We start from the raw sequence: 15,217 nt of genomic DNA, 5'->3' as shown, positions 1-15,217 counted from the left end.
TTTTCTAGAAAAAACATAACATTCACTTTTAAGCTCAACAAGTAAGCTCTTGTTAAAAAGCCTATTTCAATTTATGAAAATACTTATTCATAAAGAGACTTAGCATTCTACAAAAGCATCTAGCCAATTTTGCCAAGCGCGCTATAATAAAACCCATCGCTTCAGGGCGGGGTGTAATTCCCCACCGGTGGTAAAGTTAATTTTTATTGTTAGATTAACAAGCCCACGAGCTTAAATTATGTAATTTGAGCAGATTTGGTGAAACTCCAAAGCCGACGGTATAGTCCGGATGAAAGAAGACGACGAACTGGAATAAATCCGTTTTATTTCAGTACCAGCCTGTTTTTGCATCAGTCCTGAAATGTTCAACCGTATTCTTACGAGAGCGTTTCATTATGTCTAGTTTAATTCAACCAGAACTTTTTTTCTCAGCCCTCTCTCCTGCTGAGCAACGCATTCAACAAGCATTAGAAGATATCCGTCAAGGCAAACCTGTCTTGGTGATGGATGACTTCGATCGTGAAAATGAAGCAGATTTAATTGTTGCAGCAGAAACCCTAACTGTTGAGACCATGGCACGTATGATTCGTGATGGCTCAGGTATCGTATGTTTATGCCTTACTGAAGAGTTAGCTGATCATCTTGAACTTCCACCAATGGTTTCTCAAAACTCAAGTCAGTTTCATACTGCATTTACAGTGACTATTGAAGCTGCTCAAGGCGTTACCACTGGCGTTTCTGCTAAAGACCGTGTAACAACGATTAAAACTGCTATTAAAGATGGTGCTGTTGCAAGTGATCTTAACCGTCCAGGCCATGTTTTCCCATTACGCGCACGTAATGGTGGCGTGCTTACCCGTCGAGGTCATACGGAGGGGACTATTGATCTAGCAAGATTAGCTGGTTTAAAACCTGCTGGAGTATTATGTGAATTAACCAATCCGGATGGGACAATGGCATCAGGAATTCAAGTTTTAGCATATGCTCAAACTCATCATTTAACCGTGATTACAATTGAAGAGCTTGTACAATATCGTCAACAACACGGTATTTAAAAATAAATAAAAAGGTTTGACTTGTTCACTTGCAGGTCAAACCTCTAAATTATAATTCTTGAAATTTAAGAAACTTTCTTTTGTGCGGCCTGTTCTTCAACATAATCTAAAAGTTCAGAAAATTTTGTAATCTTTGCTTTAGGTTGTGCTTGAGTAAGTTCTTCTGGTGTCCCATAACCATAAGTCACAGCTACCGCTTCAATACCATTATGACGGGCACCTAAAACATCATATTGACGATCACCTACCATTAAGCATTCTTCTGGGTTTAATTGCTCACGTTCAAGAATATAATGGATAAGCTCAGCTTTATTGGTCCGCTCACCCGTTAATTCACTACCGTAAATTTGTACAAAATATTGGCTTAATTCAAAATGATCTAAAATTCGTTTTGCATAAATCGTTGGTTTAGCAGTAGCAACGAACAAACGATACCCTTCTGCTTTTAAGGCCTTAAGTGTTTCCGCAACAGATGGATATACTTCATTTTCAAATAAACCAATCACCGAGAAACGCTCACGGTAAGCAAGTAAAGCTTGCTCAGCTAGTACATCATCTTGAGTAGCTAATAATTTTGCTAATGACGCTTTTAAAGGTGGGCCAATCGTCCAATCAATATTTAAATCGGCAGCTAATGGATAACCTAACTTATCCATTGCATAACGAATTGATGTATGGATACCAACTTTAGGGTCTGTTAAGGTTCCATCTAAATCAATCAAAATATGTTTTATAGCCATTCAATCACTAACCCAGTAAAGTATTTAATTCAATTGGTCGAGAGTTTAATTAAACTCTCTTATACTAACGTAAATTTAAATTGAAAAGGAAATAACCGTGCGTCCAACCGTACTTTGTTTCTCGGGTTTAGACCCTTCAGGTGGTGCAGGTTTACAAGCCGATATTGAAGCGATTGGACAAAGTGGTGCACATGCAGCAATTGCATGTACAGCCCTCACCATTCAGAATTCTCAACAAGTATTTGGCTTTGAAGCAACCTCAAAAGAACTATTATTAGCCCAAGCAAATGCTGTTGTAGGCGATTTACCCATTAAATGTGTTAAGTCTGGCATGCTAGGCACTACCGACAATATTGCGGCTCTAGCCGAATTTTTACGTGCTCATCCTGACTATCAATATGTACTTGACCCTGTCTTAGTTGCAAACAGTGGCGGTTCGTTAGGAGACCAAGCAACTTTAGTTAAAGCATTTGTTGAACTGATTCCCCTAGCGACACTCATTACTCCAAATACAGTTGAATTGCGCGCTTTAACAGGCGTTACCGACTTAGATCAGGCAACCCAAAAGTTATTTGAAATGGGTGCCAAGGCTGTATTAGTGAAAGGTGGGCACGAAGATACACCTGACTTTATTAAAAATAGTTTATATATTGATGGCGAGCTTGCAGCAAGTAGTACATGTCCGCGCCTTGAAGGTGAGTATCATGGCTCAGGTTGTTCATTAGCGAGTTTCATTGCAGGTCGTTTAGCTCTAGGTGACTCTTTAAAAATTGCAGTTCAACATGCAGAAACATGGTTATTTGGTGTGTTAAAAAATGCTGAAACACCTGTACCCAATGGACAAAAGATTCCAAAACGGTTTTAACCAATAAATAAAAAAGGCGCTTTAAGCGCCTTTTTTTATATTCCTATTACTGAGGAATACGTAAAACTTGTCCTGGAAAAATCTCATCTGGATCTTTCAGCATTGGTTTATTCGCTTCAAAGATTTTTTGATATTGATTGGCATCACCATAAAATTCTTTTGCAATTTTTGAAAGATTATCACCAGATTTCACTGTATAAAATTTGCTTTCTGGCTCAGGAGTTGCAACAGTCATCTGGTCATCTACTTGTGCCACATGATCTACATTACCCACAATAAGAATGATTTTTTCTTTATCTGCTTGGCTTTGGACTTGCCCTTTAATAATAGCAGTGTCAGTTGAGCCATTATATGTTACAGATAAGCCTTCCACCCCAAGGCCTAAGCTTTTAATCAATCCCAATAATTTATTCGCAATTTCTTGTGCAGAAGGTTCTGCTGGTGTTGCTGGAGCTGCTTGTGGTTCTGCTGGCGCGGTATTTTTCTTACCAATACCTTTTACAAAATCAAAAAGACCCATTTTTTAGTCCTCATATTATTGTTTATAGTAAAGTCATTAAACTGACCCTTATTGTTATACTTGAAAAAAGAGATACCTCTGCTATCAATTGAGGTTGATCTTGTAAAAATATGTATCTCTATCAATTATCTTACCGTATAAAAAAAGCCACCTTACGGTGGCCTTCTTTTTTAATCAGCAATATGCGAATTAACCAAGTTTTTTAGTTACATAGTCAATTGCAGATTGAACTGTAGTGATTTCGTTTGAATCTTCATCAGGGATAGTGATGTCGAAGTCATTTTCGAAAGACATAACAAGTTCAACTAAATCTAAAGAGTCAGCACCCAAGTCATCCATGAAAGATGCTTCGTTTTTAATCTCTTCAGCTTTAAGACCAAGTTGTTCTGCAACCGCTTGTTTAACGCGTTGTTCGATATCGCTCACAGGAATTCTCCTCATTGCTTGTGGCGTTTGATTTGCCACTAGTTTAATTGAATATAAAAATTTTTAAAAGTTTATACATCGGCGTTAGGCCATGTATAAACCACCATTTACATGTAATACCGTACCGGTAATGTAACCTGCTTTATCACTTGCAAGGAAACTCACCGCATTTGCGATATCTTGTGGCTCGCCTAAGCGATTTAAAGCCACTTGATCACTCATTTTTTTGCGAATGTCTTCACTAAGTGCATCTGTCATTTCTGTCGCAATAAAACCTGGCGCCACACTGTTTACAGTGATTTGGCGACTACCCATTTCTTTTGCAAGACTACGGCTAAATGCTTCAATACCTGCTTTAGCAGCAGAATAGTTTGCTTGGCCTGGGTTTGCAAAGTGAGCTACAACAGAACTGATATTAATAATGCGACCAAAACGTGCTTTCGTCATACCCTTAAGCACACGTTTAGATAAACGATAAACGGCTTTAAGGTGGATATTAAGGATGTCATCCCAATCATCTTCCGACATACGAAGCAACAAATTGTCTTTCGTAATACCTGCATTGTTAACGAGAACAAGTACAGGACCATAGTTCTGTTCAATATGAGACACGACTGCTTCAATCTCATCGAGATTACGCACATCGAGAGCCAAACCTGCACCTTGTTCACCAAAGCTATCAGTTAGCTTTTGTGCACCAGATTCAGAAGTCGCAGTACCTACGACAAAATAACCGTCTTGAATAAGTTGCTGGGCAATTGCAGCGCCAATGCCCCGACTCGCGCCCGTTACTAATGCAACTTTGCGTTCTTGTGTCATGCAATTTTTCCTTCTGCCACTAAAACAGCATTTAGGGCATCTTCCATTTTGCTCTTACTATCAATAGAAAAAGCTTTTTCAATATTTGGTAAACGCTTTGCGAGATTACTCAATACTGTACCTGGGCCACACTCAACAATGTACTGAATACCTTGGTCTTGTAGAGACTGCATGGTACGTGTCCATTGTACAGACTGGTACAATTGTGCTGTTAAAGCCTGACGTAATTGAGCAACATCGGTAGCAATTCCCGCGTTGACATTTTGTATTACAGGAATGGTAGGTAGCTCAATGGCAGTTTGTTCCAAAGCTTCTGCAAATTTTTCTGCTGCCGGCTTCATCAATGAACAATGTGATGGAACAGAAACCGGTAAAGCAATTGCTTTAGCAGATTGTTCTTTTGCCAATGCCATAACTTGCTGTACAGATGCAGTACTACCAGCAATCACAACTTGACCTTGTGAATTATAGTTTGCTGCTTCAACTGAACCTTGGCCTAATGCAGATACGCTCTGGCACAATTCAACTACTTTATCATCAGCTAAACCAAGAATAGCAGCCATAGCGCCTTCCCCTTGAGGAACAGCATTTTGCATGAGTTTTCCACGCAAATTAACCAACTTAACTGCATCCGCCAAACTCATTGAACCTGCTGCAACTAAAGCGCTGTATTCACCTAAAGAGTGACCTGCAAGGTATTTAGGGGCTAAACCACCTAAATCTAACCATAAACGCCATAAAGCAATACTGGCAGTTAATAATACAGGCTGGGTATTTTCTGTTTGGTCTAAACCTTCACCACTTTGTGCAATGTGCCAAAGATCAAATCCTAGCGCGTCTGAAGCTTCGGCAAAAGTTTGCCCAACTCCACTAAACTGTTCTGCGAGTTCAGCGAGCATACCAACTTTTTGTGAACCTTGACCTGGAAACACAAATGCAGTTTTTGTGGCTAAAGCTACTTGTTCAAGACGTTTAGCAGACATAAGAAATCCTTTTTGGGTTTTCACTCATTTCTCTGGAGCGGAAATTTAACATTTAATTTGTATATTTATAATTGCGAAAAACAACAAAAAAAGGGAGCTTTCGCTCCCATTTTTTCTATACTTAAGCATCACGCTTAATGCATATCATGCAATTATTCAGCATCAGCTGCTTTAGCGAATAATTGGCGACCACGGTAGAAACCGTCTTTAGTCACGTGGTGACGACGATGAGTTTCACCAGTTGCTTGGTCTACTGTTAATGCATTCTCGGTTAAAGCGTCATGTGAACGGCGCATGTCACGGCGAGAGCGACTTTTACGGTTTTGCTGAACGGCCATGATGGCTCCTTACAAAGATCGAAAAAATGGATCAGAACAAATTCAGTTGTCTTATCCCATAATCATAACACAAATTATGAGTTAAGTTTACCCTTCAAACCTGCCAAAACATCAAACGGATTATCCCGTTTCTCTTCGACAACGTTCTGAATGGTAGGTTGATGTTTATGTTCACAAGCATCATGCTTGGGAGATAAAGGCATCAACAATAACAGTTCATCTTCTAGTAATGCGAGTAAGTTGATCGAGGCAGGTGTATCAAAATCACCTTTTGTCGAAGACTCACTTTCACCTAAAACGATGAAATCAGCATCCTCATCCAAGCGCTCTATCAGTGACTCATCATCTACAAGTGCAATATGAAAGTCAGAAACAATTGGCATTTCAACAGGTTCCAAACAACGTTGGCACTCCATTGGAACTTTTGTTTCCATGTGACCATCTAACCACACAATGCGATGATAGGCATCCATTGATAGCTTACAGTCTATGTTGATCAATTGATTATCAATTGACCCAACAGCTTCACGAGCAATACGAGCAAAGCGAGACAATGGCAGTTGACCTGACCATGTAAAGCCTTGTTCAGCCCATTTAAACGGCTCAATCTGTGCCGGAAAGGTATTTGCTGACATAATTAAGGCGGCAATTCTACAAATTCATCGGTACTCTGTCAAAGATTAAGATACAATTTTGTACTTCTTTAGACAGAACTCGGGGTAAATTAAGCAATGCACCTGTTGCAGCCGCAACCTGAAGTTAACACTTCATTACTCGTTTGCACCCATTCAACCCACCAGAACCCTCTTTTACCTGACGTGGTGCAACTCTCACCATGGCCAAGCTCAAAATTAGAGTCTGAGCAAGTTGATTGGCTTATTTTACACTTTAATCACTGGTTTTCCCACCATAATGTGACATTAGTTCGTGGAGAATTTGAACCAGAATATTTCCCAGCGAATGAGCATGAGCCAGCGAAAATTCAATTTGCTCATGGTTTTTTCAATAGTGCTCTTCACGAAATTAGCCATTGGACGATTGCAGGTGCAAAACGTCGTCTATTACCCGATTTAGGTTATTGGTATGCGCCAGATGGCAGAACTAAAGAACAGCAAGATTTATTTGAACAAGTAGAAATCAAACCTCAAGCCATTGAATGGTTATTTGCACAGTCTTTTGGCAGAAAATTCAGAGTCTCGCTAGATAACCTTACGGGCGATGGTGGAGATGGCAGAAAGTTTAAAGATAATGTTTATGCCCAAGTTCAACGTTACTTTTCTGGTGAAGCAAAGCTGCCTGCCGATGCAGCAAGATTCATTGAATGTATTTGCCAATGTACGCGAGCAGGTGCAGCATTACAATTAAATGAATTTAAACGTGAACTCCTTGATTAAATGACAAAAAAACTACGTAAGTTACTTGCTTCACAAGTTTGAAAGGTCTAATACTATTTTTAATAATGGCGTGATGGAGTCTCTAAAATATGCTGCATTTACATGTACATCCTGAAAATCCACAGCAACGCCTCATTGAGCAAGCGGTTGAGCGTATTCGTGCCGGAGACGTTGTGGTCTACCCTACCGATGCTGCCTATGCAATCGGATGCCAGATTGGTAATAAAAATGCGATGGAACGGATTGCCCAGATTCGTGGTTTAGGTCCTAAACATCAATATGCAATTATGTGTTGCGATTTATCAGATATCGCGACTTATGCCAAAGTTGATAATGCGACGTACCGTTTACTAAAGGCAAATACACCAGCCATCACCACTTTCATTTTACCGGCAACCAGTGAAGTTCCACGTAGGTTAATGCACCCTAAAAAGAAAACGATTGGTCTACGTATTCCAAGCAATCCAATTTGTCAGGCTTTATTAAAAGAGCTCGGTGAACCTTTACTCACCAGTACATTAATTTTACCGGGGCAAGAAGATCCACTAGATGATCCTTACGATATTGAAAATCAATTAGCTAAGCGTATTGATGTCTTTATTGATGGCGGTTTTGGTACTTTAACAACCACGAGTATTATTGATTTATCAGGTGAGCATCCTGAAATTATTCGTCGTGGTGTCGGTGATGTAAGTGCTTTTGAATAAGCACTTACTTTTCATTTTTTACCAATAGTTTAAAAAAAAGCATTATCAAGAAAAAAAATACTCTTTATTTAGTTTGGATTTTTTTTACACTTTAGTCGTTAAGCAATTTATTAAAAGTCACAATTCCTTTAGAATGCTTCTCACTATCTGCTGTTCTTCTGCTACAGCTATTATTGACTTGAAAAACAAGTCTCATGCTTTTGAAAATTCGCGTGGCTTATAATCGTAATGAACCAATCACTTCATCAATCCATGGAAGACGTTCCACACATCCGTGTTTTAGATGAGTGGCACGATACGATTCCTGAGGATCTTTATATTCCTCCAGCTGCCTTTGAGATTTTGCTCGAACAGTTTGAAGGACCACTCGACTTTTTAATTTATCTGATTCAAAAAAACGGTTTTGATCTCATCCAGCTTGATATTGCTCCTATTGCAACTCAATATTTGGCTTATATGGATAGTATGAAATCCTTAAACATTGAGCTGACTGCCGACTATATGGTCATGGCTGCTTTATTGGCTGATTTGAAATCTCGCTTACTTTTACCTAAGCCTACTGTAGTAAGCATCGAAAAAGATCCTAAACAGGATCTTATTGATCGACTCGAAACTTATTTACGCATTAAACGAGCCGCTGAACGTTTAGGCCAAATGCCAGTTCTTGACCGTGATACATTCAGTGCCAATGTAAGCTTAGGTCATATTGCGCCTGTTTATGAAGGTTATGATGTTTCAGCATTACATGATGCTTTGTTCTGTGTATTTAACCGTCCGGAACCTGTAACACACACAATTGCGCAAGAGCCTGTACTGTTAGAAGAACGTATTGCTTATATTGAAGAGAAATTAGAGTCAGGCGACGTGTTAAGTTTTAAAGAATTACTTAATCCCCAACAAGGCCGTATGGGAATGGTTGTAACTTTTATGGCTGTTTTAGAATTGACCCGACAACAAAAGATTAAGATTATTGCTACAGGAGTTGAAGCTCCACTAGCTATTCAAGGGTCTTCAATATGAGCAGTTTTGAACAAAATAATAATGATTTGTCATTAGCCGATATTCATCATGAAGTTTTATTACAGCTTGAAGCCATTATTTTTGCTAGTGAAGCGCCTGTCTCAATTGCCCGTTTAAAAGAAGCATTTAATAATCAATATAACAAACAACAGCTTCGTCAGCTTTTACAACAGCTTGCCCTTTTACAACATGGCCGTTCCATTGAGTTGATTGAAACTGCGCAGGGCTTTCGTTTTCAGGTAAGATCCAAATATCGCAATATCATTGCGCAGATTTGGCCAGAGCGACCAACAAAACTGTCGCCATCATTACTAGAAACGTTGGCTGTCATTGCGTATCATCAACCGGTCACACGTGCTGATATTGAACAAATTCGTGGTGTATCTAATAATAGTCAGATTCTCAGAACGCTATTTGACTGGAACTGGATTAAAGAAGCCGGTTTTAGAGATTTACCCGGAAGACCTGCGTTGCTAATTACAACGCCTCAATTTCTGAATGCTTTTGGTCTAGCCTCTCTAGGCCAATTGCCTCCCCTGCAGAACGCCAAGGAAGCATTTATGGCTCTCGATGCAAATGCACCGAAGTCATAAAGAGGTGGACTGTTGATCATTATGTCTAAGGTTGTGCTGTCATGAGTGAAAAATTGCAAAAAGTATTAGCGCGAATCGGATTAGGTTCTCGCCGATATATGGAAGAGGTTATTGCCGCAGGACGCGTGAGTGTGAACGGCCGCGTTGCCCAAGTTGGCGAGCGCATTGAACCAGGCGATGAATTACGCATTGATGGCCGTAAAGTTCAGTTCCAGATCGAAGATGAAATTCGTCGTCGTGTACTGATTTATTATAAACCAGAAGGTGAAATCTGTTCACGTAATGACCCTGAAAAGCGTCCAACCGTATTTGATCATTTACCACAAATTGCAAATGACCGTTGGGTAATGGTAGGCCGTCTAGATATTAACAGTACAGGTTTATTACTTTTTACAAACGATGGCGAGCTTGCTAACCGCTTAATGCATCCATCTAATGAAATTGAACGTGAATACGCTGTACGTGTAATGGGTGAAGTAACACCACAATTACGTCAAAACATGGTCAATGGTGTAGAGCTTGAAGATGGCCCTGCCAAATTCGAATCTTTCTCTGAAATTGGTGGTGAAGGTATTAACCGCTGGTATCAAGTTGTAGTGAAAGAAGGCCGTAACCGTGAAGTACGCCGTATTTTTGAATCACAAGGCCTTAAAGTAAGCCGCTTATTGCGTACTCGCTACGGTACTGTCATTTTACCACGCGAATTACGTACTGGTCGCTGGATGGAACTCGACAAAACTGACATCGACAACTTGGCAAAATCTGTTGAGTTAAAACCACGTCAAGGTACAGGCTTATTTGGCATGGCAAAACGTCGCACCGAACGTATGACAGAAAAGCCAATGGCAGCACGCCGTGGTGGTTACTTACGTCAGCAACGTCGTGATGATGAAAAAGAAGCGCCAGCTAACACAGGCAATCAGCGCAAATCGACTGGTTTTAACCGTGGATTTAAAAAGTTCTAAGTAAAGTTTTTAAATCAAAAAACCGCTCTAAATTGAGCGGTTTTTTTATGGCCTACTTTTTTAATTAATTCATTTTTGCTAGTTCAATCCATTCAGCTTCAGGGAAATGAATCGCTATATAATCCTTCAAATAATTTGAAGTATCTTGAGAGATTAATGGATCTTTTGATTCATCTTTTAGATTGTAAACCAAAGCTTTTAATTTCAGACCACGTGACTTAAGTGCCTCGAGACTAAGCAATGTATGGTTAATACTCCCCAAACGACCAGACGTCACCAAAATAACAGGAAACTGATGCTGAGCAACGTAATCAATAGTAAGTAAACTGGTGGTTAAGGGTACCATTAAGCCACCTGCACCTTCTAACAATACAATTTCAAAACGCTCAGCCAATGTTTGAGTCGCATTCTCAATTTTTTGAAAATCGATCTCTCGGTTATCAAGACGCGTTGCTAAATGAGGTGAAGCAGGATAACTAAAGATTTCCGGCATAGTCAGCTTGTCATGATCTTCCTGAAACCAACCTTGCCCCATAATTTCACGATGCTTCTGGATATCCTCAGAGATATCAGCATTACCTGTCTGAATGAGTTTTTGGGTAATTACTTTTTTACCCTGCTCAGTCCATAATTTTGCTAAGAAACCTGTCGCGTAGGTTTTACCAATTTCGGTATCAATCCCACTCACAAAATAGATCTGGCCACTCATTTACTTCATTCTCCGGGCAATACAATAAATCGGGTGATATGTTAGGGAGTACCCCTCGGCGTGCTTAAACTGGTCATAATCTTGATAAAACTGCTGTAAAGATTGCTTAGTCCAACGATGCTGAGCAGTTGCCGTTACGCCTGTTGCTTTTAAATGCTGCAACACGGCTTTAGGCGAATCGAAATAAAGCTGAGTTTCTGACTGTGCCAAATGCAAAATCTCAAAACCAGCCTGAGTTAAGGCACTGTTCCAATTTTCAAGATTCCAATAATTTAAACCTTGTCCGGTTAGCTCTTTAATTTCAATGAGGTTTCTAGGACCAAATGTTGAAAAGCATAGCCAGCCTTGCTCATTTAAAGCAGCATAGCAATGTTGAAGTAGCCGTGGTAAATCTTGCATCCATTGCAAAGCTGAACCGGAAACAATCATATCAAGCTGCTGAGGGAATTCTAAGGTTTCAACGTCTCCAATTAACCATTTCACATGTTCTTCATGATTAAAGTGCTGTTGCACCTCTGCATACAAATCATTTAAAACTAAATCTTCAATTTGAAAAGATTCAACAAGCAGACGAGTTAAATTGCCAGAACCACAACCAATTTCAAAGACACGTGACATCGTGCTTGGACAAAATTGCTTTAGTAAGTTCGTTAAGTTTTGGCAAATTTGTTTTTGGACAATTGCATGCTTTGAATAGCTTTGCCCTGCTTTAGCAAAACGTTGGGCAACCAAATTTTTATTCAAACTCACAGGAAACTCACCAAGGCTTCAAGTTCATGTTGCTCAACCATTGATGTTAAGGAAATGCGCAAACGCGAACTATTTTTAGGTACTGTTGGTGGACGTACAGGCATGGCATAAAAACCGCTTTCCTGAACCTGTTTCGCCTTATCGATAGCAGCCTGACTTTCTCCCACAATCACTGGAATAATATGGCTGGTCGATGGACTCACATACCCCTTTTGCACCACTGCTTGTTGAAGATATTGGCTAATATTTTTTAAATGTTCACGTTGAGATTGAGCGTTTAATACTTTTTGAAAAATAAAATTTGCCCATGCCATAACAATCGGAGGTTGAGCGGTACTAAAAATAAGCGGACGCATTTTATTAATGAGATAATCTTTAATAATTGGATGGCAAATAATATAACCACCGACTGCTGCTAATGCTTTACCCAAGGTACCAACTAGAAAATCAATTTCCTGAATTACATTATATTGTTCGGCACACCCTAAACCTTGCTGTCCACGTACGCCAATTGAATGCGCTTCATCGACATATAACATAGTTTTAGCAAAACGTTTTTTTAGCTGAACTAAAGCGGCTAAATCCGTCTCATCACCGTCCATACTAAAAATACTTTCTGTGACCACAATGATTCGTTCAATCTGGTCATCATCATGATACTTTTGTAGAAGTTGCTCTAAATGCTGTAAATCATTATGTCGATACCGCACATACTGGGCACCAGACAAACGGATCCCATCAATCATACTGGCATGAACTAACTTATCTGCCAGAATTAAAGTTTTACTATCAGCAACAGCGGGCAAAATACCAATATTCATATGGTAGCCACTATTAAATAATAGAGCCGCCCGACCACCAAATGCTTGGCTTAGGCTATTTTCCAACTGTTCATATTCATCAAAATTGCCCGTTAATAAACGTGAAGATGAAGAACTAAAATAGCTACGTTCTAATGGATAGCAATCTAAAAATTCTTGGCGAAGATCAATATCAGCTGCCAACCCAAGATAGTCATTTGAAGCTAAATTGAGCATCGTTTTATTTTGAATTGTAATAAAACGGCCATGCTGCACATTTTGGGTAAATTGTCTGAAATTACCTTGTCGTTTTAACTCATCTAACTCTGTAGCAAAATGATCGAGCAATGACATCTTAATGTGCCCCCTGCATCGTTTTAACTACTTCAACCAACTGTTCGAGCAAGTCACTTAACTCTTGTTGAGTGATGACATAAGGCGGCATGACATAAACTAATTTTCCAAAAGGACGAATCCAGATTCCACGCTCTACAAATTGTTGCTGTAAAGTTTTCATATCGACATTAAAGGTGAGTTCTACCACACCAATTGCACCGAGCACTCGTACATCAGCAACATAATCAAGCTGATTTAAAGGCATTAAATATTGGCTAAGCTGTTGCTCAATTCGCTTAATATTGGCCTGCCAATCTTGCTCAATTAATAATTGCGTACTTTTTAAAGCAACGGCACAAGCGAGTGGATTGGCCATAAAAGTTGGGCCGTGCATAAATACCCCAGCCTCACCGCGACTAATGGTTTCTGCTACATGCTTTGTCGTTAAAGTCGCAGACAAAGTCATATAACCGCCTGTTAACCCTTTACCTAGGCACATAATATCCGGCTCGACTTGTGCATGTTCCCAAGCGAAAAGCTTACCTGTACGACCAAAACCAGTGGCAATTTCATCAAAAATTAATAACAGATGATATTGTTCACAAAGCGCTTTAGCCTGACGTAAATATTCAGGGTGATAAAAGCGCATGCCCCCTGCACCTTGGACAATCGGCTCAATAATAAGTGCAGCAAGGTTTTCATGATTTTGCTGAATAGCTTGCTCTAACTCGGCAATATCTTCTCGGTTCCACTCCTCATGAAATTTGGTTTGCGGAGCTGCTACAAAAAGACGGTTCGGTAAGCTAGTACCAAAAATCTGATGCATGCCTGTCACTGGATCACAAACAGACATCGCATTCCATGTATCACCGTGATAACCAGAACGTGTAGTAATAAAATTTGTTTTTTGTGGCTGGCCTTGTGCTGTCCAGAATTGCACAGCCATTTTCAAAGCAACTTCAACGGCAACCGAACCTGAGTCTGCATAAAAAATTTTATCGAGACTCGGCGGTGTAATTTTTAAAAGAATTTTGCCAAGTTCAATAGCAGGATCATGAGTTAAACCGCCAAACATGATATGAGACATATTTTGTAGCTGGTCGGTCACTGCCTGATTAAGTTCAGGGTGGTTATAGCCATGAATTGCACACCACCAAGATGACATACCATCAATTAAAGTTCTACCATCATCAAGTTCAATCGTTGCCCCATAGGCACGCTTCACTTTAAATGTGGGTAAAGGTTGGGTCATTGAAGTATATGGATGCCAAATATGTTCCAAATCAAAATTATCGGTCATCCTCTATACCCTTTTACAGCAATCAAATCTTTCATTTAGCACATGTTAAACCTGTTAAGAATGAAAGAAAATTGCGAGATCAATCAAAGCTTATGAACTTTGCTGATGAATTGTTAAAAATTGGCAGATTTCTTCAATTGTTCTTTCTACCTGTAAGTAGGGAAAAGCATGTGTAGCATCTTTTATTAGCTTATAACTCATGTTTTCTGTCGCTATATCTTTAAAATTTTCCATAATCTTGCAAGGAATGACATTATCCTGTTCAGCAAACAGGTGAAGTTGTCGTCCTGGATAGGTTTTCAAGTTATCTACCAAATTTAGCTGCTCAAGCATTTGCAAAGCTTCTAACAACAGTTTATTTGAGGGCGGATTTGCTATGTTTTGTACACTAAGCCAATCTTGTTTTGCCTGAGATGAGCCAAGTGTAATTAAATAATAAAAACGTTTTAAAGTAGCTTGGGGATTCTGTAAAAAGGATGCTTTAAATTGACTAAATACATCAGCAGGCATAGCAGTATGCCACGAGGTATTAGCCACAAAACAAGGATTAGAGGCAAGCGTAATTAACGTTTTAGTTTGGCCCGTTTGTTTATAAAAAAAGTCAACCAGATATGTTGCTAACTGTCCACCTAAAGACCAACCTACAACCACATCAATATCAGTTAAAAAATCAAGCTGCTCGTGAAAGTCACCATCTAAAATATTAAAAATATTAATAAGTTGTGTGTCATACCCAGCTTTCGTTAAACCTAATTTTAACGATTGCAAAGGTTCTATTCCTACTCCCCAACCTGTAATCAATAAAATTTTATTTTGTAACTTCATATGCACGCTCAAAGACAAATTTATGGAAATTATATATTAATATCAATTTAAAATATCTTTTAAAATCAATAT

At 39.3% G+C, this 15,217-nt stretch carries 19 protein-coding genes and 1 riboswitch; of the genes, 7 read left to right on the top strand and 12 right to left on the bottom strand.

Going from position 1 to position 15,217, the window contains the following annotated elements:
* Positions 1–154 precede the first annotated feature (154 nt).
* A riboswitch (FMN riboswitch) is annotated at positions 155–305 on the top strand.
* A gap of 90 nt (positions 306–395) precedes the next feature.
* Positions 396–1,055: a 3,4-dihydroxy-2-butanone-4-phosphate synthase gene (ribB, locus tag EGT34_RS15145; RefSeq protein ID WP_000096537.1), complete on the top strand. Its 660-nt coding sequence runs from the start codon at positions 396–398 to the stop codon at positions 1,053–1,055.
* 65 nt (positions 1,056–1,120) lie between these two features.
* On the opposite strand, the gene EGT34_RS15140 is transcribed toward ribB, so the two are convergent.
* The gene (locus EGT34_RS15140; protein ID WP_000985177.1) at positions 1,121–1,795 is read right to left on the bottom strand and encodes an HAD-IA family hydrolase; all 675 of its coding nucleotides are present in this window, start codon (positions 1,793–1,795) and stop codon (positions 1,121–1,123) included.
* Between the two features lie 97 nt (positions 1,796–1,892).
* Between EGT34_RS15140 and EGT34_RS15135 the strand changes: the two genes are divergently transcribed.
* On the top strand, positions 1,893–2,660 hold the full coding sequence (locus EGT34_RS15135; RefSeq protein WP_001247940.1) for a hydroxymethylpyrimidine/phosphomethylpyrimidine kinase: 768 nt from the start codon (positions 1,893–1,895) through the stop codon (positions 2,658–2,660).
* A 46-nt stretch (positions 2,661–2,706) separates the two neighbouring features.
* On the opposite strand, the gene lysM is transcribed toward EGT34_RS15135, so the two are convergent.
* The 6 genes from lysM to EGT34_RS15105 all read right to left on the bottom strand — a co-directional run bounded on the left by lysM (position 2,707) and on the right by EGT34_RS15105 (position 6,381).
* On the bottom strand, positions 2,707–3,180 hold the full coding sequence (gene lysM, locus EGT34_RS15130) for a peptidoglycan-binding protein LysM (RefSeq protein WP_000522216.1): 474 nt from the start codon (positions 3,178–3,180) through the stop codon (positions 2,707–2,709).
* A gap of 189 nt (positions 3,181–3,369) precedes the next feature.
* Positions 3,370–3,606, bottom strand: coding sequence for an acyl carrier protein (acpP, locus tag EGT34_RS15125; protein WP_001279871.1), 237 nt, complete (start codon positions 3,604–3,606; stop codon positions 3,370–3,372).
* 84 nt (positions 3,607–3,690) lie between these two features.
* Positions 3,691–4,425 carry a 3-oxoacyl-ACP reductase FabG gene (gene fabG, locus EGT34_RS15120; RefSeq protein WP_000191300.1) on the bottom strand — a complete coding sequence of 245 codons (735 nt, stop codon included), beginning with the start codon at positions 4,423–4,425 and terminating at the stop codon, positions 3,691–3,693.
* Positions 4,422–5,408 carry an ACP S-malonyltransferase gene (gene fabD / locus EGT34_RS15115; protein WP_001274814.1) on the bottom strand — a complete coding sequence of 329 codons (987 nt, stop codon included), beginning with the start codon at positions 5,406–5,408 and terminating at the stop codon, positions 4,422–4,424. The genes fabG and fabD overlap by 4 nt, the downstream gene beginning before the upstream one ends.
* Positions 5,409–5,560: 152 nt before the next feature.
* On the bottom strand, positions 5,561–5,746 hold the full coding sequence (rpmF, locus tag EGT34_RS15110; RefSeq protein WP_000290730.1) for a 50S ribosomal protein L32: 186 nt from the start codon (positions 5,744–5,746) through the stop codon (positions 5,561–5,563).
* A 74-nt stretch (positions 5,747–5,820) separates the two neighbouring features.
* Positions 5,821–6,381 carry a YceD family protein gene (locus EGT34_RS15105; protein ID WP_001275712.1) on the bottom strand — a complete coding sequence of 187 codons (561 nt, stop codon included), beginning with the start codon at positions 6,379–6,381 and terminating at the stop codon, positions 5,821–5,823.
* 96 nt (positions 6,382–6,477) lie between these two features.
* On the opposite strand from EGT34_RS15105, the gene EGT34_RS15100 reads away from it, so the two are divergent.
* From EGT34_RS15100 to rluB, 5 genes are all read left to right on the top strand, one after another.
* A complete protein-coding gene (locus EGT34_RS15100; protein ID WP_000550441.1) occupies positions 6,478–7,140 on the top strand; it encodes an elongation factor P hydroxylase in 663 nt (220 codons plus the stop codon).
* Positions 7,141–7,229: 89 nt separating this feature from the next.
* The gene (locus tag EGT34_RS15095; protein ID WP_000902819.1) at positions 7,230–7,847 is read left to right on the top strand and encodes an L-threonylcarbamoyladenylate synthase; all 618 of its coding nucleotides are present in this window, start codon (positions 7,230–7,232) and stop codon (positions 7,845–7,847) included.
* A 228-nt stretch (positions 7,848–8,075) separates the two neighbouring features.
* On the top strand, positions 8,076–8,867 hold the full coding sequence (locus EGT34_RS15090) for a segregation and condensation protein A (RefSeq protein ID WP_029642262.1): 792 nt from the start codon (positions 8,076–8,078) through the stop codon (positions 8,865–8,867).
* Positions 8,864–9,460 (top strand): SMC-Scp complex subunit ScpB, encoded by a 597-nt coding sequence (gene scpB / locus EGT34_RS15085; RefSeq protein ID WP_000093856.1) that lies wholly within the window; start codon positions 8,864–8,866, stop codon positions 9,458–9,460. The genes EGT34_RS15090 and scpB overlap by 4 nt, the downstream gene beginning before the upstream one ends.
* Before the next feature lie 41 nt (positions 9,461–9,501).
* On the top strand, positions 9,502–10,425 hold the full coding sequence (gene rluB / locus EGT34_RS15080) for a 23S rRNA pseudouridine(2605) synthase RluB (protein ID WP_001291249.1): 924 nt from the start codon (positions 9,502–9,504) through the stop codon (positions 10,423–10,425).
* Positions 10,426–10,489: 64 nt separating this feature from the next.
* Here rluB and bioD read toward each other — a convergent pair whose 3' ends face one another.
* The 5 genes from bioD to EGT34_RS15055 form a co-directional block, all read right to left on the bottom strand.
* Complete coding sequence (gene bioD / locus EGT34_RS15075) at positions 10,490–11,134, bottom strand: dethiobiotin synthase (protein ID WP_000016597.1); 645 nt, start codon at positions 11,132–11,134, stop codon at positions 10,490–10,492.
* On the bottom strand, positions 11,135–11,884 hold the full coding sequence (gene bioC / locus EGT34_RS15070) for a malonyl-ACP O-methyltransferase BioC (protein ID WP_000055877.1): 750 nt from the start codon (positions 11,882–11,884) through the stop codon (positions 11,135–11,137).
* Complete coding sequence (locus EGT34_RS15065) at positions 11,881–13,038, bottom strand: 8-amino-7-oxononanoate synthase (protein ID WP_000054322.1); 1,158 nt, start codon at positions 13,036–13,038, stop codon at positions 11,881–11,883. The genes bioC and EGT34_RS15065 overlap by 4 nt, the downstream gene beginning before the upstream one ends.
* 1 nt (position 13,039) lies before the next feature.
* A complete protein-coding gene (gene bioA, locus EGT34_RS15060) occupies positions 13,040–14,320 on the bottom strand; it encodes an adenosylmethionine--8-amino-7-oxononanoate transaminase (RefSeq protein ID WP_000131442.1) in 1,281 nt (426 codons plus the stop codon).
* A gap of 90 nt (positions 14,321–14,410) precedes the next feature.
* On the bottom strand, positions 14,411–15,145 hold the full coding sequence (locus EGT34_RS15055; protein ID WP_000776137.1) for an alpha/beta fold hydrolase: 735 nt from the start codon (positions 15,143–15,145) through the stop codon (positions 14,411–14,413).
* Between the last annotated feature and the right edge of the window lie 72 nt (positions 15,146–15,217).

Origin of the sequence: Acinetobacter sp. FDAARGOS_558 (genome assembly GCF_003937785.1) — a bacterium.
GTDB lineage: Bacteria > Pseudomonadota > Gammaproteobacteria > Pseudomonadales > Moraxellaceae > Acinetobacter > Acinetobacter baumannii.
Note: the sequence above shows the minus strand (reverse complement) of the source record. Positions and strands in the feature narration are given on the sequence as shown.